Origin of the sequence: Luteococcus sanguinis, assembly GCF_039527675.1 — a bacterium.
GTDB lineage: Bacteria > Actinomycetota > Actinomycetes > Propionibacteriales > Propionibacteriaceae > Luteococcus > Luteococcus sanguinis.
In genome coordinates this window covers 1-16,317 of the sequence record NZ_BAAAKI010000019.1, presented here as the reverse complement: position 1 = coordinate 16,317, position 16,317 = coordinate 1, and the positions used below count along the sequence as shown (strand labels likewise).

Below are 16,317 nucleotides of genomic sequence, written 5' to 3'. Positions count from 1 at the left end.
CGGCGTCGGGATCACCGCGGCCTTGCGCCGCAACGGTATCCAGGTGGTTGAGGTCAACCGCACCCGTCCCGCGGGGCGCCGCAAACAAGGCGAGACCGACCGCCTCGACGCCTACCGCGCCGCCCGCTCGGTGGTCTCCGGCGAGGCAACCACCCACCCCAAGCACGACACGATCGAACCACGCCCTCGTGGTGACCCGTCGCAGTGCCAACAAGTCCCTGCAGGCCTGCTGGCGCCAGATCGGCTCCATCGTGGTCAACGCGAATCCCCGCCTGCGTGACAAATACCGCCACGTCAGCCGTGACAAGCTCATCGACCTGCTGGCCGCCTCCCGCCCGGACCAGGTCCGTGACCTCGCCGACGCCACCATCTTGCGGGCCCTGCGCAGCCTGGCCCGGCGGCACCAGTACCTCCGTGGCGAGATCGACGACCTCGACGAGCAACTCGACACCCACACCACCGCGAGGAACCCCGGGCTGCGCGCCATCCACGGCATCGGCCCGGCCCTGGCCGCGATCTTGGTGGTCACCGCCGGTGACAATCCCGAGCGGTTGCGCAGCCCAGCATCCTTCGCAGCACTCTGCAGGACCAGCCCCATCCCCGTGTCCTCCGGCAAGACCCAACGCCACCGCCTGTCCCGCGGCGGTGACCGACAAGCGAACTGGGCCCTGCACCAGATCGTCAAGGTCCGAATGAGCCACGACCAGCGCACCCGGGACTACCGGGACAAGCACCGTCGCCCGCGAAGTGTTCCGCGCGCTGACCGGGCACTGCGAGATCCCGAACTACACCGACCTGCGCCCCACCCGTCAGGACAAGAACCTCACCCTCACCACCGTCGCCCAGCACTTCAACGTCTGGCCTGCCCACATCTCCGAGATCGAACTCGGCAAACGCCGAGACGACACCCTGGCCCAGCGCTACCGAGAATGGCTCCAAGCCGCTTGACGGGAGATAGGAGCATCAGACCCACACGGCACCCGGCTGCCAACCCTGGGGGATGGGCTGGCAGCCGGGTGGCTGCTGGGCAAGGGTCACTGGCCAAGCGCGGTGAGTCTCTTCGCACCAATGGGTTCAGCCGTCTGAGTGGGCACTACTGCCCACCGGGATGCACTGGTGGCGACTTGATCCAGCTGTTGCTGCTCCGAGCGAGCGCGGGTGGCCAACAGCGGGCTGGTGGGACGGGCCGCGGCCAAGGAATTGTTCACCACCCACGCCCAGGGGTGGATGCTGGCGCGCTCGAGATCGGCAGCGAGGGCCCGTGCCTCGGTGACAGGGGTGGTCTCGGGCAGGGTGACGACCACGACCTTGGTGTGCTGGGGATCCTGCAGACGCATCAAAGGGGTGGTGACGTGGCCGCGCTGGTCGTCGTCGAGGTGTCGGGTGATGTCGCGGTGGTAGGCGCCGGTGGCGTCCATGAGCAGCAGGGTGTGGCCGGTGGGCGCGGTGTCCATGATGACGAACTGGTCGCGGGCCTTGTTCACGGCGCGGCTGAACTGTTGGAAGACAGCGATCTCCTCGGTGCAGGGGCTCATGAGGTCTTCGGCGAGGGCGGCGCGGCCAGCCTCGCCCAGTTTGGCACCCTTGGAAGCCATCACGCGGTCGCGGTACTCCTGGGTCGCCTGCTCGGGGTCGATCACGCTGACCTCGAGGCCCGGCACGTCTCCCTCGAGGGTACTGGCCAAGTGGGCAGCGGGGTCGGTGGTGGTGAGCAGGACCTTTTTGCCGCGCTGCACCAAGGCCACCGCGATGGCGGCGGCCAGGGTCGTCTTGCCGACACCTCCCTTGCCCATGGCCATCACCAGGCCGTGGTCTGCCCGGGCCAGCTCATCAACCAGAGCGGCAAGACGGGGCATCGTCACATCGTTCCCGCTGGTCTGCGGTTCCTCGGCAGCGGCGACGTCGACGCGCTCGTCGAGCAGGGTCTCGAGAGCGTCGAGGCCGACCATGTTGACCGACTTGAGCTCGATGGTGTCGCGTGGCAGTGCCGCCAACGCTGCCGGCATTCGGCTGAGGGCCGTCTGCTCGCGGGCGTGGATGGCACGCGAGAGGTCATCGGTCGCGGCGGATGCCGGGAGCTGGCCGTTTACCACGAGGTTGGTCGCATGGATGTCGAGCTCGGCCAGTTCCTGGAGGGTGCGAGCCACCTCACGCAGGGTGGACTGTTGGGCCCGGGCGATGAGCACCAGTCGGGTGCGCGTCGGATCGGTCAAGGCCTGGACCGCGGCACGATAGCTGGCGCGGTTCTTCTCCAGCCCGCTCATCGGTCCCAAGCAGGAGGCGTCGCCCTTGCCGTTGTCGAGGTAGCTGGTCCAGCTGCCGGGCAGCTGCAGCAGGCGGATGGTGTGACCTGTGGGTGCCGTGTCGAAGATCACGTGGTCGTAGTCACGAGTCATCTCCGGGTCGGCCAGCAGGTCGGTGAACTCGTTGAACGAGGCAATCTCCGTGGTGCACGAACCGGACAGTTGCTCGGTGATGGCCTCGATCTCCTTGATCGGCAGGATGGCCCGAACCGGCTCGAGGAGCTTGTCACGGTAGGCGGCAGCCGCCTGGTCAGGGTTGATCTCCAACGCGGCCAATCCCGGCACGGCGGGGATCTGTGTGACCTTGTTGCCGATGGTCACGCCGAAGACCTGGGCGACGTTGCTGGCAGGGTCGGTGCTGACCAGCAGCACGCGCTTACCCTGACGGGCCAGGCGGACGGCCGTCGCGCACGCGATACTGGTCTTGCCCACGCCGCCCTTGCCGGTGAAGAAGAAGTGCCGAGGGGCGTCAGCGAGGAAGCTGAACATGTCAGTCTCCTGGGGTCTCTTGGGCGGAGCGTTCAGCAGCAGCCCGAGTCGGTTGACGTTGCCCTCGGCTCGCCGCAGCATCCACCCGTTGACGGAGCGGAAGTCGGCTGTGACGATCCGCAGCAGCCCGTGGTGGTCACGGGAATCTCCGCCGACGAGCAGCAGCCGCCGGCAAGGGCCTCGTCTACCAACCCGGCGTAGCGCACGAGCTCGTCCAGCCGGGGATGACGACCAGTCAGCACCGTGACGTCATCGACCAAGGTCAGGGGCAGGCCCTCGGATCCCGCAGTCTGGAGGAAGTTCACGACCACAGGGTTCTGCGCGAACAGCGACGGGTCACTGGCCAGGTTGGAGCGCTCGATGTCTACTCCACGGTCCTTGAGCGCGTTGACCGCGGCAGTGAAGTCGACCAGCGCTTGGTCTAGCTCCGGACCACACACCCCCGTGTTGCAGCACAGCGCGGGCTCGAAGACACGAATGACCGACATGACGAAACCTCCATAAGATCAGGACATCCAAAATATTGATGGACGTCGATATGTCAGATGATACAGACACATCGATGAACGTCAATACGTGAGGTAGGGTGAATCCATGACCATGTCGGTGGACCTGACCCTCGATTCCTCCACCTGCCTGCCTGGCGGGGCCACGATCTCGCCCCAGAGGGCCGAACAGGTTGCCCTTGTCGCCAAGGCGCTGTCGGACCCGGTGCGGCTGCGGATCTTCCACCACATCGCCGCGAGCTGCTGTTCGAGCGTGTGCGCCTGTCACCTCCCGGAGGTCTTCGGCGTGACGCAACCGACCCTGTCGCACCATCTGAAGAAGCTGGTGGAAGCCGGTCTGGTCAACCGTGAAATGCGTGGGCGTTGGGCCCACTTCACTCCTCGACCCGAAGGTCTCGCGGCCCTCACGACCCTCCTGGGAGAACTGTCATGACCAACCCCACCCGCCCCTCAGTGCTGTTCGTGTGCGTGAAGAACGCCGGTAAGAGCCAGATGGCAGCCGCGCTGATGCGCCAGGCCTGCCGGGACGCAATCGAGGTCCATTCGGCCGGAACGCGACCCGGCAGCGCGCTCAATGCCGCCTCCCGTGCGAGCGTCGAGCGCGTCGGGGGCAGCTTCGAGGGGGAGTTCCCCAAGACCATCGATGCCGATCTGCTGCGCCGCGTCGACCGCGTCGTCCTCATCGGAGCCGAGGCCCAGCTGGCCCCCGTCGAGGGAATGCGTGGCACCATCGAGCGCTGGACGACAGAGGAACCCTCCCTGCGCGGCATTGAAGGCGACCAGCGCATGGACCTGATCCGCGACGACCTCGCCGCCCGAACCCTCGAGCTGCAAAGTGACCTGCTGGCCGCGTCGGAGTGACCTCGCCCCACCCTCTGACCAGCAAACGTCAGGAGCCAAGGCTGCGTCGTGGAACTACGCCAGGCGCCAAGCCACGCACACCGACGACTTCAACGCGGCACCACAGCAACTGTTCGCAGCGACTGGAAGGGCGTGATTAAGGGGAATCATCACGAGGTGCATCCCACCTCAGTGCTGAGCCTGAGCCAAGGGGCCATGGCACGTGCGATCGCGTGCCATGGCCCCTTGCTGTGTCCAGCTCTCGACGGACGGAAGTTCGCGAACCATCCGCCGCTCGCAGTGATTGGGGCCGATTAGGCCCGTCCCTCTGGGGCCAAATGAACTTGACACATTCAGGCGCACTGTGCGTGACCCACGACACGGATAGTAGGAAGGCGGCTGCCCGCAAGGACGAGGGGCGGATCCGAGGTAGTTGCACACCACGGCCAACGCAGTATTGCGAAGACTTCTATGGCGATATGCCTGGGGCCGAACGATCTGACGGCACTGTCGACACAGACTGCCGATGATGCCCCGCAGGGGCCATCGTCTCCGCAGGGTCTGCTCCAAAGTGGACCATCACGTCGCGTAAGTGATCTTGGCCGCGGGTCAGGAGGCGACGGGCCGTCGATTCCGACATGTCCAGGCCCACGGCGATCGTCTTGATGGGCTTCGGGGGTCGTCCGATGCCGTAGAAGTCCCGCAGCACGGAACTCTCGGCCGGCGGGAGGGCACGCAGGTAGGGGCGCAGGTCCATGCTGTCGACAGTGTCGACGTCGTGGTGCGCTCGAAAGGCGACGTGCGATTCGAGACCTTCGAGCGATGCGCTCGCTCGACGGGTCAGCAGCATCTCCACCCGCTCGATCGGCGCGCCAGTCTCGGCGGCGACACGTGCCGCGCCATTGGCGCCGGGACCGGCTGGTTGCGTGGCGGCGAGCGCGCGGTAGCGGTACTGGTCGCGCGCAGCGTGCGCGGTGAGGCCTTGGCGGGCGCCTGCCTCGGTGGCGATGGCGGTCACCAGCGCTTGCCGGATGCTGCCGTATGCGAAGGAGGACCACACTCCCCTGTTCGGGTCGAACCTGTGCACCGCATATATCAGGCCGAGGACCCCTTCTTGGAAGAGGTCCCGGTCGGAGGGTGCGATGCGGGCCTGGCGCATCGTGTAGCCGACCAGGCCCAAGCTCGAGGCCACGACCCGCTGGCACGCCGCCTGCCCGGCACCGACCAACTGCTGCAGCTCCCCGCGCGTCGCCCCGCGCGTGGCCCGCAGAGCATCCGCCTCCCCGTCGAGAGCGCTGCGCGCCAGGACGCCCGCATCACGAGCGTCCCAGCAGCTGTGGAGCTGCTGTTCATCCGGCCTCACGTGAGGACCTCACCGCTACCGGTGTCGACGATGTGGCCGTCAACCAGCGCGAAGCGGGTGGTCGCAAGGTCTTCATCGTCGGGTTCGAGGTGTTCCACGTCGCGGTCGAACAGCCCGGCCCGGACCGTGGCGTCCTGTCGGGCGGCGCCGATCCGGGCGGTTCCGGCGCAGGGACGATGACCTGCGTCGCAGGTGGTGCGCAGGGTCTCCTTCATGCGGTTCTGGAAGGCAGGCAGGGTGTAGCGGTGCCACTCGGCCAGCAGGTCCGACGTGGCCGCGAGCCCGGCCCTCCGTCGCTGGTCGAACACGGTGCCGAGCTCGTGGACCAGGTGCGGGTGTCGCGGCCAACACGACGGGACGATGTCGCCCAGCTGCCACGCGTACTCGGTGTTGAGCCAGTCGACGCAGCGGTCGAGCCACTCCCACGCTTCCAGCCGCAGGTCACGATCAGTGATCCCTGCCACATCCCACGGCCTCGCGATGAACTCCACTGGCCCCAGGTGCTTCACCGTGGACGGGTCCTTCGCCTGCTCCAAACGCGCCAGGTTTGCATACGCCCGGTGCATCCGCCCACCCACCGACGGGAACGGCCTCACCAACTCTGACATCGACAACCTCCTCCACCTCGGGAATCTGTTGTCCCAAGCCGCAGCGGCTGTCCGGGTGCCTACAACCCGGCTGTGCCAGCCTGTCTGACTTGGTCTCGGATGCGCTGCTGATCGGCCAGGAGACGTTTGCCGGCTCGGCCGTCGATGCAGCGGTCGAGCTTGGCCAGAATGGGTTTCGCGTTCTCGGCGATCACCAACGCGTGACGCTCGCGCAGCTCCCGCACCTCGGCGGGGCGGATCACCGGCACGTCCTCGCCCGAGACCGAGCGGCTGTGGTGCCTTCCTTGCTGATAGGTCGTCCGGGCGATGCGCTTCAGGCCGGCCAGGTCGGAGACCTCCTTGTTGAACGCCACGTCCTTCGACCCCCCGAACAACACCAGCACGTTGGTCAGCCCAGAACAAGGCCCGCGCCTCCTGCTCGCCGAAGATCGCGGCCAGCTGGCGCCAGGTCTGCGCCGCGTAGATGAACGACAACCCCAACGCCCGCTCATTGGCCATCCTCGTCCGCAGCGTCGGCAACGGCGCCGTCGACGGCAACTCGTCCAGCACCGACAGCATCGGCGGACACAACCTGCCCCACCGCGACTCGTGCGCCAGCCCCAGCGCCGTGTCCAGCACATGCTCCGCTGCGGCCGTCATCAACGGCGAGGCCGATGCATACGGATCCTCCCGGCCCAGCATGTACACCGTCCCGCGGTTGGCCAGCAGCTGCCGGATGTCCGTCGCCGGCGAGCCGGCTGACGGGACGCAGCGTCGGCGGATCTCGGTCTGGAAGAACAACGACATCGCCTGCTGCACCGTTGTGATCGTGTTGCCCGCCGTCCGGTCATCACCACGCAGCGCACCCGTCAACAGCCCATGCCAGAACGGAGCCGCCTGCGGATGCTGCCGCAGGATCTCCTCCGGCTCGCCCGTCGACAGCGGACTGGCCACCCACTCCAACACCAGATCCAGATCACCGCCGGCCAGCGCGGCGGCGTGGAAGTACGACTGGATCACCTTCGCCGCCTCCGTCGCATAGAACCGCGCAGCATCATCACCCCGCCCACCCGCCGAACCCGCCTTGAGCGTCCCCGCCGTGAACGCCTTCGCCCGACGCTCCGCCACAAGAGGATCCGCGCAACCAGCGATCGGATCCCACACCAGCGACGGCAACCCCGGCGCCAGCCCGAACGGGTCCAACACCGCTACCGGCCCCACGCCAGAGCGCCGCGACAACGACAAGAACAAGTCATCCGGCTTCGTCAACGTCACCAACGCCGCCCCCGGCGCCGACAACAACGCCGGCGTCAAAATGTCCAACGTCTTGCCCGAGCCCTGCGGCCCGATCACCCCAGCCGTCCGGTCGAAGGGACACCACAGCTCTCCCCCACGCGGACGCTTCGCCCGCCCGATCCGCCACCCGACCTCAGCCGCTCAACCCCGACTCATCACGTCCCCTTCCGAGCCAGGTCAGGACGCACGACGCTGCGGACCCGACGCAGCCTCGCCACCCCGAGCAACTCCCGGGCCTCGTCGGCCGACGCGTACCCAGCACCCACCCCCGGACTCCACCGCAACCACACCTCGCGACCCGCCAGGGTGAGCAGCACCAGCAGCACCAGCTCCGCCACGAGGATTGACGCGGCCAAGGCTCCACCGCCGACGGAGCACGAGCCCGGGGTCAGTCCCGCATCCGGACGACCCGCCAGGATCCCGCCGGTCGAACGCACCAGCTCGTCTGGCCACAACCAGTCCGAGCCAGCGGCCCAGCAAGCCGTTGTTCGGCCCAGCTGCACCCCCGTTCCCAAGGTCAGAACAAGCCCACCCAGCACCAGTACGGGCAACTCCCACGTGAGCGGATAAGGATCCCTCGTCGACATGACACCTCCGAAGGCGCAAGCCGACCATCAACGGTCCGTGCCAAGACGCTCAGGCAGCGTGTCAACCGAGCTGGGCGGGCCCCCGACATTGAATGTCCGCCCCCGTCGAGGTACCCGTTACCGGACCTTGAGAGTTCAGCGGAGCGTAAGCGAGGGGCTACCCGCGCCCCGATCCCGCCGCCCCACAGCCCTTCCGGTAGGTGTTCAAGAGGACTCCTCCGGGCAGTTGCTCTGACTGCACCAACCGGTAGGACGCGGGGACTTTTGATCCGCGTACCAGGGGAATGCCGCTTCCGAGCAGGACGGGGTTGACCTTGAGTTGGAGCTCGTCGACGAGGTGCAGCAATTGCGCCGCGAGGTCGCCTCCCCCGCACAACCAGATGTCTTTGCCGGGCTGCCGTTTGAGATCCGCCACGAACTGGGCCGGATCCTCGCTGACTCGCTGTACCGCGGGCGAGTCAGGCAGGGGACTGTGCGTCACCACATATTGCGCCAGATGTGGATAGGCGCCGTCAGTGAGCCCGTGATCCAGGGCTGGCTGGTGGGTGCGGCGTCCCATGATCACGGCGTCGAAGCGCCGCGGCGGCGCCGTGACTCCGAGGGGTTCCCTGACATGGACCGGGCACGTCTCCGGATACCGGTCGAACAGCACCCGTAGCGTTGCGGGGTCCTGGGGGAATACCGAGAAGTCGCCATCCGCGTCGGCGATGAAGCCGTCGATCGATGTGGCGACGTAGTAGACGAGGTTGCGCATCAGACTCCAATCACTACAGCCGTCGTTGTTGAGTCAAGTACAACACATGTAGTGGACGAGCCGGTAGGGTATTTGCCATGGTTGCCAACCCCGACAGGCGCGCCGTGGTCTGTGACGCTGCCCTCCACATCCTCGGCAGCGAAGGCCCCCGATCCTTGACACACCGCGCGGTGGACCGCGAAGCGGGCCTACCCTTGGGCACCACCTCGAACTACTTCCCCACCCGGTCGGCACTGTTCGCCGGCATGACACGACGCCTGTTCGAAGCCCTGACCCCAGACCCAGCACGACTGGAACAGCTCGCCACCCTGCCCGTCCACGACGCCGGGCCCAAATACATCGCCTACATCGTCGAACGACTCCTGGCACAGCCGGACCTCGGTCGGGCATGGTTCGAACTACGCCTCGAAGCCCACCGCTCCCCCGAGATCGCCACCCTGGTGACTCCAGTGCTGCAAGAAGGATTCGCCCAGGACGTCGCCTTCCACCAGGCACGCGGCCTGCCCGGCGACGCCGAGACAGTTCGAACGCTGCACCACCTGGTCGACGGCATCCTCTTCGACGCCCTGACCACCACCAGCAGGCCCGATTCGGATCCCGTGGAGCTGGCTCGGCGCGCGAGCCAAGCTCTCCTGAGCCCCTGAGCCAAGGGCCTGACGGACCCGTGCGCGGCTCCGGCGAATTCGATTGCGACGAGCACACCAGCTCTGGTCGACTGGGCCGATGCTGCCCCAGACCATCCCCACCCTTGAAGGTCGACGCGTCACGCTCAGACCCTTCCGGGAATCCGACGCGCCGCTGGTCCAGTCCGTCGCAGGTGATCCGCTGATCCCGCTCATCACGACCGTCCCGACCTCGGGGAGTCTCGAGGACGCGCTTGCCTACATCGACCGACAGCATGAGCGGCTGGTCAGCGGAGCTGGGTATTCCTTCGCCATCGCCAACGCCGAGACCGACGAGATGGTCGGACAGATCGGCCTGTGGCTGGCCGCCATCAAGCACGGCCGGGCCAGCACCGGCTACTGGGTCGCACCGCAACACCGGCGCCGGGGCTATGTCAGCGACGCTCTGCGCACGTTGTCCGACTGGGCCATCGACCACGACCAGGTCCAGCGGCTCGAGCTGTACGTCGAGCCCTGGAACGAAGGGTCCTGGCGCGCCGCCGAGAGGTGCGGCTTCCAGCGCGAGGGCCTGCTGCGGTCATGGCAGCCCGTCTGCGAGGAGCGCAAGGACATGTACATGTACAGCCGCCTCCGCAAGCACTGACCGAGCATGCTTGTCAGGGCAGGCGTTCTGCTGCCCTGTCGACGGCTCGGCTGAGTTCATCAGCCGGACGTCCGCGGACCACGGTGAACCCGACGATCTGCAGGGCGTACGTCTGACGGATCACGTCCGCTCGCTGTGCCGTGGCGGCATCCGCCAACTGGGGCAACACGTCCCAGCCATGCCAGAGCGCCAAGGACGCGACGTCATCGGCGGGATCACACCACGCGGCCAGATCCCAGTCCAGCACTCCCGCGACTCGGCCCTCCCGCCACAGAACATTCGCGCCCGCAAGGTCACCGTGGTTGAGCGCCTGCTCGCCCGCTGGCAGGGCCTCGACCCGAGCGACGATGTCGAGGGCAGCGGCCTGCTTCCCAGACGGCAGCAAGGGGACGACTCGCTCGCGCAGCACCGTGAGCCACTGGGCACCTCCGCAGAAGGCGTGCGGTTCTGCGAGCCACCCCCGCAAGGGCTCCACGTCGATCCCGTGGATCGCGTCCAACAACGCCCTAAATTCACCAGCGTCGCCAGACCCGGCCGGATGTGGCTCACCCTCCGGCCGTCGAGTCGCGACAGCGACGACGTCCCCGTGCCACACAGGGCACCCGAGCGAGGTCGGGACATCGAAAGGCAGTGCCGGAAGATGGTCCACCAACTCCTGGGTCCGAAGCATCTCGCGCGCAGCGTTTGGGTCACGTGCAATACACACGGCCGCTGTCTCCGTGAGAGCGACCACCGAGCTGCTCCCGGTCTCCACCAAGTCGAACCCGTCCCCATCACCTGGGACGCATTCCCGCACCAGCGCGGCAATGGTCTCGTCATCGGGCCGCGCGAAACGAGTCTCCAACTCCATGACCCGACCCTACGGCAGCTCCCTGACCCTCGCGTCCTTGACATCACCGCTCGCGCTTGGCGGTGGTGTCGTCTTGCAAGGTGGAAGCAAGGAAGCAGACACCACGAACCCCGCTGCTGCCCCCGTGTCATCAACGGTGGCCACCTCGCCCGCCCAGGCCCCGTGACCCGAACGTGCTCGGCTGACCGCGCCCAGCCATGGGGCACTACCGCGCGACGAGTACGGCTCTCAGCTTGGCCCGTGTCTGTTCGTGCAGCTGGAGGGTGTCCAGATGCGTGGCAACCTCTTGGGCGAAGTCGACCACCAGCGGGTGGGCGACCTTCACCCATTCCTCGACTTGGTCGGCGCCCCAAGCAGCTTGCGGGTCGTGGGTCGGCTGATGGCTCGCAACCCCGGCCATGGCCCGCACCGACAGCACGTAGTCATCAGCAATCGCCTCGGGAGACACACCAGCATTGGCGAGCAGGAGGCTGGTGATCAGCCCTGTGCGGTCCCTGCCCGCGCTGCAGTGCACCAAGACACCGGGCCTCGCATCAGCAATGGCCTCCAGCGTGGCCCGCACCATGTTGGGCAGGATGCGCACGTTGTGCCACCAGTACTCCGGGAAATCGAGGATCGGAAAACACGTCTCCCGAAACTCGGGGTTCTCGTGGTCCTCAGTGGGGGCACTGATGATCGTCACCGACCCAGGCACCACCGCGCCAGGGTCACCCCCTCGGGCGCCGACCTCGTAGCCACAGCGCAGATCAACCACAGAATGTAGCCCCCACGTGAGAGCTGCCTGCCAAGCATGGTCGTCCATCAGCTCACGTCGAGGACCGCGTGCGATCCGCCCGAACACGGTCGGACCCTGCGGCGTGGCAAGACCCCCAAGGTCACGCACGTTTGGCACGCGGCCCCACGCAAGATGTCGCATCCCACGACCATAGCGAGATCAGAGAAGACCAGGCCGCCCCTTCAGGCAAGCAAACCGGGCAACTGAGACAGAGCGCTGATGGCCTCTGCTTCTCGGTACTGGCCGGTCCTGTCCAGATGGATGGCCCGCCAGCCGGCCTTGCGAGGTGCCGTGACGTCCAGTTCATAGTCATCACCCACCAGGAGGCACTCGCCCGACGGGACGCCCAGCGCCTCAGAGGTGAGGTCGTACGCCTCTCGGTGGGGTTTCCCGACTCCGAGGCCCTCGGCGGTAAACACGTCGGGGAAGTAATCGGCGACGCCGATCCGGGCCAGCTTCTTGCGCTGCTGGTCGTCGCTGCCGTTGCTGAGGACCGCCAGCCGAAGACCGCGCCGTTGAAGCGTGCTCAGGCATTCGGCGACGTCCGGGTAGGGCTGCCAGGCAGCCTCGTACGCACGCAGGTAACCGGTGAAGACCTCATCGAGCGCGTCGTCATCACCGACGGGTTCCCCGAGCAGTGGCAGGACGTCACGCAGTCGCCGCCGACGTTGCTCAGCAAAGCTGATCTCCCCATCGCGCCATGCGGTGAAGTGTTGCTGCTCGGCTGCTGTCCAGCCAGCGGCCACCTCGTCGGTCATGCGATGTCCCAGACCCGTGACCCATGCCGCCAGCCCGGCGCGCGCCGACGCAGCGTGATCCATCAGGGTGCCGTCAATGTCGAAGACCACGACAGAGGAAGTGCTCACGAGCCGTGATCCTACGGCGCGCATGCCGGAACTCGTCACAGCAGATCCTCCTCGCATCAGTCGAAACCGTCACAAGGATGCGCGGGAGGCCAAGATTTGCTCCCGAAGGATCTCGGCATGCCCACAGTGCTGGGCCAGCTCACGCAGCACATGCAGGTAAACCCAACCAAGAGGGAGCGGACCGCGCCGATTACCAGGCAACTCGTCAGTGAGCGAGAGCCCAGCCACAGCCGCGCGTGACTGCTCCACTGCGGCCTCATAACCCGAAAGCACTGAGGTGATGGTGTCGGAGGGGTCAAGGATGAACGACTCATCCGGGCCGGAAACGATCCCCAACTCTGCCCGCGTCTTGCCTGTCGCCGCCTCGGCAAACCAGACGCGCTCCACGAAGGTGGCATGTTTCACAAGGCCGAGCAGCGTGGTGCGGGACGGCACCAAGGATGTTCGCGCTTCTTGCTCGGTCAGCCCGTCGAGCATGAGCATCAGGATGTCTCGGTGCTGGTCGATGAAGACGGGCAGTTGCTCCTCGATCGGCAGGACGTAGATCTCAGGGGCGTCGGTGTTGTGCATGCGGCCCATCCTTCCGGCCAGGAACCGGGAATGCCCACCAGATTTCCAGGTGGCGTCGCAGCAAGCAGCTGGGGATGTCGGTACCAGCTGCTTCACTCGATCCATGACCGCACCGTCGCAGCCCACCCACATCGCCGTCGTGGCACTCGTCAACAACGGGCGGATGCTCCTCGTGCACCGCCATCCAAGCCGCGAGAACTACCCAGACTGCTGGGACCTACCCGGAGGACATGTCGAGCCGGGCGAATCAGCCGACAGCGCCGCACGCCGCGAATGTCTCGAGGAACTCGCCATCCAGATCGATGACGCAAATCCGTTCCCGATGGCCTGCTCGAACCCAACGCTGCGCAAGCATGCCTTCCTGGCGACCAACTGGGTGGGGACCCCGGTCAACGCCGCCCCCGATGAGCACGACGCCCTCGGATGGATCACCTCCGACGAGCTACCCACACTCCACTTGGCGCGGCATCCGCACGCTGCCGGCCACGCCCACCTCGTTGCTGGGGCTTCTGTCACCGTTGATGGCCGCCGGGCTCGGCGTCCTCGTCGTCCATGACCCCCTGACACCGTGGCAAGTCCTCGGATTCGCGCTGGCACTTGGTTCCGTGGCCGCCGCCCACCTCCAGCCCGGCTCACCTAAAAAGGCCGCATGAGGTTGTTCAGGACGCTTGGAGGGCGGCTTTCGCTGAGGTCAAAGCAGCCTCCGCATTGGAGGTGTCGATCAGGGTCCGGGGTTCGTCCCGCAGGACGTCCCATTGCACCCAGCCGTCGTCTTGGACCTCTTCCCAAGTGGGCACTCTGTGCCCCGGGATGTCGGCGGCCCGGGTCTCGACCCGGCGGCGGTGCTCGGCTTCATCCCTCAATGACGTCTCGAGCACGACGAGTCGAGCATCAGAACGGGCCGCGGTCTCCTGCCATCCTTGCCGCGCCTCGGGGACCGGGTTCACGGCGTCGACAACCACTGGAGTGCCCACCAAGAGGTTGGAGGCCGCCAGCTCGTGGACGACGAAGTATCCCTCGGGCCCAACGTCGTTGCCTGCGCGCAGCAGGGCAGTCTCGACTGCGTCGACACGCAGGTAGCACGCCCCCGTGGCCCCAGCCAGTCCCTTTGCCAGGGTGGTCTTCCCGGTGCCGGGCCTGCCGGCCACCACGCACAACCACGGACGTGTGCTACGAGGAATGGGCTCGGCTTCGGAAGAACAGGTCACGGCCCCATCGAACCAGCTGGACAACCCCTGCGGCAGATCAGGATGCCTTGCGCTCCTCGTCGGACCTGAGGACGCAGAACTGGTTCTGTTCCGGATCGGCCATCGTGACCCAGCCAACGCCAGGACCGTGGATACCTCTGCGATCGGCCACGATGGTGGCGCCCAGCCGCAGGAGGCGCTCGACTTCGTCGTCGCGTCGCCCCTCGCGTGGTCGGAGGTCGAGGTGCCAGCGGTTTTTCCCCGGGGTGGGGTCGGTCACCTGGATGAACAGCAAGGAGTGGCCTGACTCGGGGTCGAAGATCATGCACTCTTCGTCTCCGGGTTCATTGGGGTCGTCAGCCACATCGATGTAGTCGAGGACCGTGCGCCAGAACTCCGACAGGGCGTAGGCATCTAGGCAGTCCACCGACGTGTGGGATACGCGACTCGTCATGGCGTGAGCCAAGCAGGTTGGACCGCAGCGTTGCCAGCGATTTTCAATGTCCGACTTTCGGCTACTAGTGGCGGAACCGCTGGGCGACTGACAGCCGCCCAGCGGCTACTCGTCTCGGTCGCGAATCCTTGCGGCATAGGGCATCCAGCAAAGCCGGAGCTCCTCGGAAGATTCTCGAAATTTCTTGTGCCGTCGACTCCCAATCCGCGGGTCCGGCGGAACCTAGACCCTTCTCGTGCTGCCTGGTTGACCTTGACACTATGTGATGGGTTGGTGTGGTGATCGACATGTTGAGCATCGGCGAGATGGCACACCGCAGCGGGGTCTCACGGCGGATGTTGCGTCACTGGGAACAAGAGGGGCTGTTGACCCCGGCTGTCATTGATCCTGCGAACGGCTACCGCCAATATCAGGTCAGCCAACTGGGTCGCGTCCGGGCCATCGCGGAACTGAGACATCTCGGTTTCAGGTTGGGGGAAATCCGGCAACTACTTGATCCCCAGATCGCGCAGGCCGGGCTGGAGGAGATCCTGGGCCAGCAAGCCAGTGAGCTACAGGAACAGATCGTCGAGGCTTCAACACGTCTGGCCAAGATCCAGCACCGCCTGGACGTCATCCACCAGAAGGCTGAGGAGATCACCATGAACCTGTCCATCGAGCCCCTGCCGGCGCTCACCCTGCAGGGCGCAAGCACCACAGTGCTTGACGAGACCGAGATCAGCCAGGCGGTCGCCCGTCTACGCGAACATCTATCGGCCACCGGCGACGATGTCGTGCTGCTCTTCGACGGCACCCTCGACGACCGCATAGTTGTGTCCGCCGGCACCATCAGGGCGACCTCCGAAGCAGCCCTGGAGGAGCTGCACACGCCGGCCGTCGAGGAGGGGGTCAGCGTCCAGTTCAATTCCCCACCCGCCAGCGTGGCTGATGCGTGGGTCCTCATCGACGCGGAGCTGCAGGCCCGGCAGCTGACCAGCTGGGGCGTATACCGCCAGATCGTCAGCCCGGATGGCCAGACCACCCTCCAAGCACCCATCCGCCATGCGCTATGAACGTGATGCGGGGATTCTGAGCATGATTGGCCGCGCAAGCATCAGGGAGGCAACTCCCGACGACCTGGCCTCCATGCTGCGCGTTGAGCGGGCCGCGCGCGCTCATCTTGCCGCTGTCGGGATCGACCTGGTCAGGGTCGATGTCGGCGAGTTCAAGGAGGACTCCCACTGGGACATGGCGATGGTGGCGGAGGTAGGTGGGGATCTGGTCGGCTCGGTCCGCGCCACCACCGACCGGGATCGAGTCATCGTGGACCAGTTGTCGGTCGATCCCGCCTGGGGCCGTCAGGGCATCGGAACACGTCTCTTGGAGCACCTCGCAATCACCGCGGACCACCGCGGATTCCAGCGCTTCGTCGGGAGCACGTTCGCCCGGTCACCTCAACGCACCGTTCTACCAACGTCTGGGCGCCACCATCGCGCCGGATGAAGTCCTGGGCCGGCGCCGCGAGATGGAGCGCGCCATCGGTCTGGATCAGTTGGGCGAACGAGTTGTGGTGAGCTTCGACGTGGCGATGGTGTCGTAGAGCCAGCCTCGCGGCGTGCCCGAGCTGGTCAGCTCGGCCCACACG

22 protein-coding genes and 2 pseudogenes are annotated in these 16,317 nt (G+C 66.5%); 10 read left to right on the top strand and 14 right to left on the bottom strand.

Annotated elements, in window-relative coordinates; translation table 11 throughout:
• From ABD089_RS12295 to ABD089_RS12290, 3 genes and pseudogenes are all read left to right on the top strand, one after another.
• Positions 1 to 280 (top strand): hypothetical protein (locus ABD089_RS12295; RefSeq protein ID WP_425560040.1); only part of this gene is annotated, 280 nt, incomplete at its 5' end.
• Positions 189 to 710, top strand: a pseudogene (locus ABD089_RS13880) (transposase); the annotation flags it as partial. The gene ABD089_RS12295 and the pseudogene ABD089_RS13880, both read left to right, overlap by 92 nt.
• A 37-nt stretch (positions 711 to 747) precedes the next feature.
• Positions 748 to 948: a helix-turn-helix domain-containing protein gene (locus ABD089_RS12290; RefSeq protein WP_343886719.1), complete on the top strand. Its 201-nt coding sequence runs from the start codon at positions 748 to 750 to the stop codon at positions 946 to 948.
• 86 nt (positions 949 to 1,034) lie between these two features.
• Here ABD089_RS12290 and arsA read toward each other — a convergent pair whose 3' ends face one another.
• Entirely contained in the window at positions 1,035 to 2,792 is a 1,758-nt protein-coding gene (arsA, locus tag ABD089_RS12285) for an arsenical pump-driving ATPase (protein WP_343886718.1), read from the bottom strand.
• Between the two features lie 32 nt (positions 2,793 to 2,824).
• Positions 2,825 to 3,280, bottom strand: a complete 456-nt coding sequence (arsD, locus tag ABD089_RS12280) for an arsenite efflux transporter metallochaperone ArsD (protein WP_343886717.1) — start codon at positions 3,278 to 3,280, stop codon at positions 2,825 to 2,827.
• 106 nt (positions 3,281 to 3,386) lie between these two features.
• Between arsD and ABD089_RS12275 the strand changes: the two genes are divergently transcribed.
• Together ABD089_RS12275 and ABD089_RS12270 are read left to right on the top strand one after the other, a co-directional pair.
• Positions 3,387 to 3,731 carry an ArsR/SmtB family transcription factor gene (locus ABD089_RS12275; protein WP_077347040.1) on the top strand — a complete coding sequence of 115 codons (345 nt, stop codon included), beginning with the start codon at positions 3,387 to 3,389 and terminating at the stop codon, positions 3,729 to 3,731.
• The gene (locus ABD089_RS12270; RefSeq protein ID WP_343886716.1) at positions 3,728 to 4,159 is read left to right on the top strand and encodes an arsenate-mycothiol transferase ArsC; all 432 of its coding nucleotides are present in this window, start codon (positions 3,728 to 3,730) and stop codon (positions 4,157 to 4,159) included. Before ABD089_RS12275 ends, ABD089_RS12270 begins: the two co-directional genes overlap by 4 nt.
• 448 nt (positions 4,160 to 4,607) lie before the next feature.
• Here the strand turns inward: ABD089_RS12270 and ABD089_RS12265 are convergent, their stop codons facing one another.
• The 6 genes and pseudogenes from ABD089_RS12265 to ABD089_RS12240 form a co-directional block, all read right to left on the bottom strand.
• Positions 4,608 to 5,501, bottom strand: a complete 894-nt coding sequence (locus ABD089_RS12265) for a sigma-70 family RNA polymerase sigma factor (RefSeq protein ID WP_343886715.1) — start codon at positions 5,499 to 5,501, stop codon at positions 4,608 to 4,610.
• Positions 5,498 to 6,109, bottom strand: a complete 612-nt coding sequence (locus ABD089_RS12260; RefSeq protein ID WP_343886723.1) for a hypothetical protein — start codon at positions 6,107 to 6,109, stop codon at positions 5,498 to 5,500. The genes ABD089_RS12265 and ABD089_RS12260 overlap by 4 nt, the downstream gene beginning before the upstream one ends.
• Positions 6,110 to 6,168: 59 nt before the next feature.
• The gene (locus ABD089_RS12255; protein ID WP_343886722.1) at positions 6,169 to 6,492 is read right to left on the bottom strand and encodes a TraM recognition domain-containing protein; all 324 of its coding nucleotides are present in this window, start codon (positions 6,490 to 6,492) and stop codon (positions 6,169 to 6,171) included.
• 73 nt (positions 6,493 to 6,565) lie between these two features.
• Positions 6,566 to 6,748, bottom strand: a pseudogene (locus ABD089_RS12250) (type IV secretory system conjugative DNA transfer family protein); the annotation flags it as partial.
• Positions 6,749 to 7,539: 791 nt separating this feature from the next.
• Positions 7,540 to 7,821 (bottom strand): hypothetical protein, encoded by a 282-nt coding sequence (locus tag ABD089_RS12245; protein WP_343886714.1) that lies wholly within the window; start codon positions 7,819 to 7,821, stop codon positions 7,540 to 7,542.
• Between the two features lie 307 nt (positions 7,822 to 8,128).
• Complete coding sequence (locus ABD089_RS12240) at positions 8,129 to 8,725, bottom strand: dihydrofolate reductase family protein (protein WP_343886713.1); 597 nt, start codon at positions 8,723 to 8,725, stop codon at positions 8,129 to 8,131.
• A 77-nt stretch (positions 8,726 to 8,802) separates the two neighbouring features.
• Between ABD089_RS12240 and ABD089_RS12235 the strand changes: the two genes are divergently transcribed.
• Both ABD089_RS12235 and ABD089_RS12230 read left to right on the top strand, forming a co-directional pair.
• The gene (locus ABD089_RS12235; protein WP_343886712.1) at positions 8,803 to 9,369 is read left to right on the top strand and encodes a TetR/AcrR family transcriptional regulator; all 567 of its coding nucleotides are present in this window, start codon (positions 8,803 to 8,805) and stop codon (positions 9,367 to 9,369) included.
• Positions 9,370 to 9,448: 79 nt separating this feature from the next.
• The gene (locus tag ABD089_RS12230; protein WP_343886711.1) at positions 9,449 to 9,991 is read left to right on the top strand and encodes a GNAT family N-acetyltransferase; all 543 of its coding nucleotides are present in this window, start codon (positions 9,449 to 9,451) and stop codon (positions 9,989 to 9,991) included.
• Positions 9,992 to 10,004: 13 nt separating this feature from the next.
• On the opposite strand, the gene ABD089_RS12225 is transcribed toward ABD089_RS12230, so the two are convergent.
• From ABD089_RS12225 to ABD089_RS12210, 4 genes are all read right to left on the bottom strand, one after another.
• Positions 10,005 to 10,841: a phosphotransferase family protein gene (locus ABD089_RS12225; RefSeq protein WP_343886710.1), complete on the bottom strand. Its 837-nt coding sequence runs from the start codon at positions 10,839 to 10,841 to the stop codon at positions 10,005 to 10,007.
• Positions 10,842 to 11,046: 205 nt separating this feature from the next.
• Positions 11,047 to 11,757 carry a tyrosine-protein phosphatase gene (locus ABD089_RS12220; RefSeq protein WP_343886709.1) on the bottom strand — a complete coding sequence of 237 codons (711 nt, stop codon included), beginning with the start codon at positions 11,755 to 11,757 and terminating at the stop codon, positions 11,047 to 11,049.
• Positions 11,758 to 11,798: 41 nt separating this feature from the next.
• Positions 11,799 to 12,482: an HAD family hydrolase gene (locus tag ABD089_RS12215; protein ID WP_343886708.1), complete on the bottom strand. Its 684-nt coding sequence runs from the start codon at positions 12,480 to 12,482 to the stop codon at positions 11,799 to 11,801.
• 69 nt (positions 12,483 to 12,551) lie between these two features.
• Positions 12,552 to 13,052 carry a DinB family protein gene (locus ABD089_RS12210; protein ID WP_343886707.1) on the bottom strand — a complete coding sequence of 167 codons (501 nt, stop codon included), beginning with the start codon at positions 13,050 to 13,052 and terminating at the stop codon, positions 12,552 to 12,554.
• Between the two features lie 103 nt (positions 13,053 to 13,155).
• On the opposite strand from ABD089_RS12210, the gene ABD089_RS12205 reads away from it, so the two are divergent.
• Positions 13,156 to 13,608 carry an NUDIX hydrolase gene (locus ABD089_RS12205; RefSeq protein WP_343886706.1) on the top strand — a complete coding sequence of 151 codons (453 nt, stop codon included), beginning with the start codon at positions 13,156 to 13,158 and terminating at the stop codon, positions 13,606 to 13,608.
• 103 nt (positions 13,609 to 13,711) lie between these two features.
• Here ABD089_RS12205 and ABD089_RS12200 read toward each other — a convergent pair whose 3' ends face one another.
• Both ABD089_RS12200 and ABD089_RS12195 read right to left on the bottom strand, forming a co-directional pair.
• Complete coding sequence (locus ABD089_RS12200) at positions 13,712 to 14,200, bottom strand: P-loop nucleotide/nucleoside kinase family protein (protein ID WP_343886704.1); 489 nt, start codon at positions 14,198 to 14,200, stop codon at positions 13,712 to 13,714.
• Between the two features lie 97 nt (positions 14,201 to 14,297).
• Entirely contained in the window at positions 14,298 to 14,693 is a 396-nt protein-coding gene (locus ABD089_RS12195; protein ID WP_343886703.1) for a VOC family protein, read from the bottom strand.
• Positions 14,694 to 14,980: 287 nt separating this feature from the next.
• Here ABD089_RS12195 and ABD089_RS12190 point away from each other — a divergent pair, with 287 nt between their 5' ends.
• Both ABD089_RS12190 and ABD089_RS12185 read left to right on the top strand, forming a co-directional pair.
• A complete protein-coding gene (locus tag ABD089_RS12190; RefSeq protein ID WP_343886721.1) occupies positions 14,981 to 15,745 on the top strand; it encodes a MerR family transcriptional regulator in 765 nt (254 codons plus the stop codon).
• A 22-nt stretch (positions 15,746 to 15,767) separates the two neighbouring features.
• Positions 15,768 to 16,175 (top strand): GNAT family N-acetyltransferase, encoded by a 408-nt coding sequence (locus tag ABD089_RS12185; RefSeq protein WP_343886701.1) that lies wholly within the window; start codon positions 15,768 to 15,770, stop codon positions 16,173 to 16,175.
• The last annotated feature ends 142 nt before the right edge of the window (positions 16,176 to 16,317 follow it).

What these genes read in the sequence shown, in the direction of transcription:
- ABD089_RS12260 (WP_343886723.1), bottom strand. Translation starts at nt 6,109, where the DNA reads ATGTCAGAGTTGGTGAGGCCGTTCCCGTCGGTGGGTGGGCGGATGCAC.
- ABD089_RS12220 (WP_343886709.1), bottom strand. Translation starts at nt 11,757, where the DNA reads ATGCGACATCTTGCGTGGGGCCGCGTGCCAAACGTGCGTGACCTTGGG.
- ABD089_RS12270 (WP_343886716.1), top strand. Translation starts at nt 3,728, where the DNA reads ATGACCAACCCCACCCGCCCCTCAGTGCTGTTCGTGTGCGTGAAGAAC.
- ABD089_RS12195 (WP_343886703.1), bottom strand. Translation starts at nt 14,693, where the DNA reads ATGACGAGTCGCGTATCCCACACGTCGGTGGACTGCCTAGATGCCTAC.
- ABD089_RS12230 (WP_343886711.1), top strand. Translation starts at nt 9,449, where the DNA reads ATGCTGCCCCAGACCATCCCCACCCTTGAAGGTCGACGCGTCACGCTC.
- arsA (WP_343886718.1), bottom strand. Translation starts at nt 2,792, where the DNA reads ATGTTCAGCTTCCTCGCTGACGCCCCTCGGCACTTCTTCTTCACCGGC.
- arsD (WP_343886717.1), bottom strand. Translation starts at nt 3,280, where the DNA reads ATGTCGGTCATTCGTGTCTTCGAGCCCGCGCTGTGCTGCAACACGGGG.
- ABD089_RS12225 (WP_343886710.1), bottom strand. Translation starts at nt 10,841, where the DNA reads ATGGAGTTGGAGACTCGTTTCGCGCGGCCCGATGACGAGACCATTGCC.
- ABD089_RS12205 (WP_343886706.1), top strand. Translation starts at nt 13,156, where the DNA reads ATGACCGCACCGTCGCAGCCCACCCACATCGCCGTCGTGGCACTCGTC.
- ABD089_RS12240 (WP_343886713.1), bottom strand. Translation starts at nt 8,725, where the DNA reads ATGCGCAACCTCGTCTACTACGTCGCCACATCGATCGACGGCTTCATC.
- ABD089_RS12190 (WP_343886721.1), top strand. Translation starts at nt 14,981, where the DNA reads ATGTTGAGCATCGGCGAGATGGCACACCGCAGCGGGGTCTCACGGCGG.
- ABD089_RS12185 (WP_343886701.1), top strand. Translation starts at nt 15,768, where the DNA reads ATGATTGGCCGCGCAAGCATCAGGGAGGCAACTCCCGACGACCTGGCC.
- ABD089_RS12235 (WP_343886712.1), top strand. Translation starts at nt 8,803, where the DNA reads ATGGTTGCCAACCCCGACAGGCGCGCCGTGGTCTGTGACGCTGCCCTC.
- ABD089_RS12275 (WP_077347040.1), top strand. Translation starts at nt 3,387, where the DNA reads ATGACCATGTCGGTGGACCTGACCCTCGATTCCTCCACCTGCCTGCCT.
- ABD089_RS12210 (WP_343886707.1), bottom strand. Translation starts at nt 13,052, where the DNA reads ATGCACAACACCGACGCCCCTGAGATCTACGTCCTGCCGATCGAGGAG.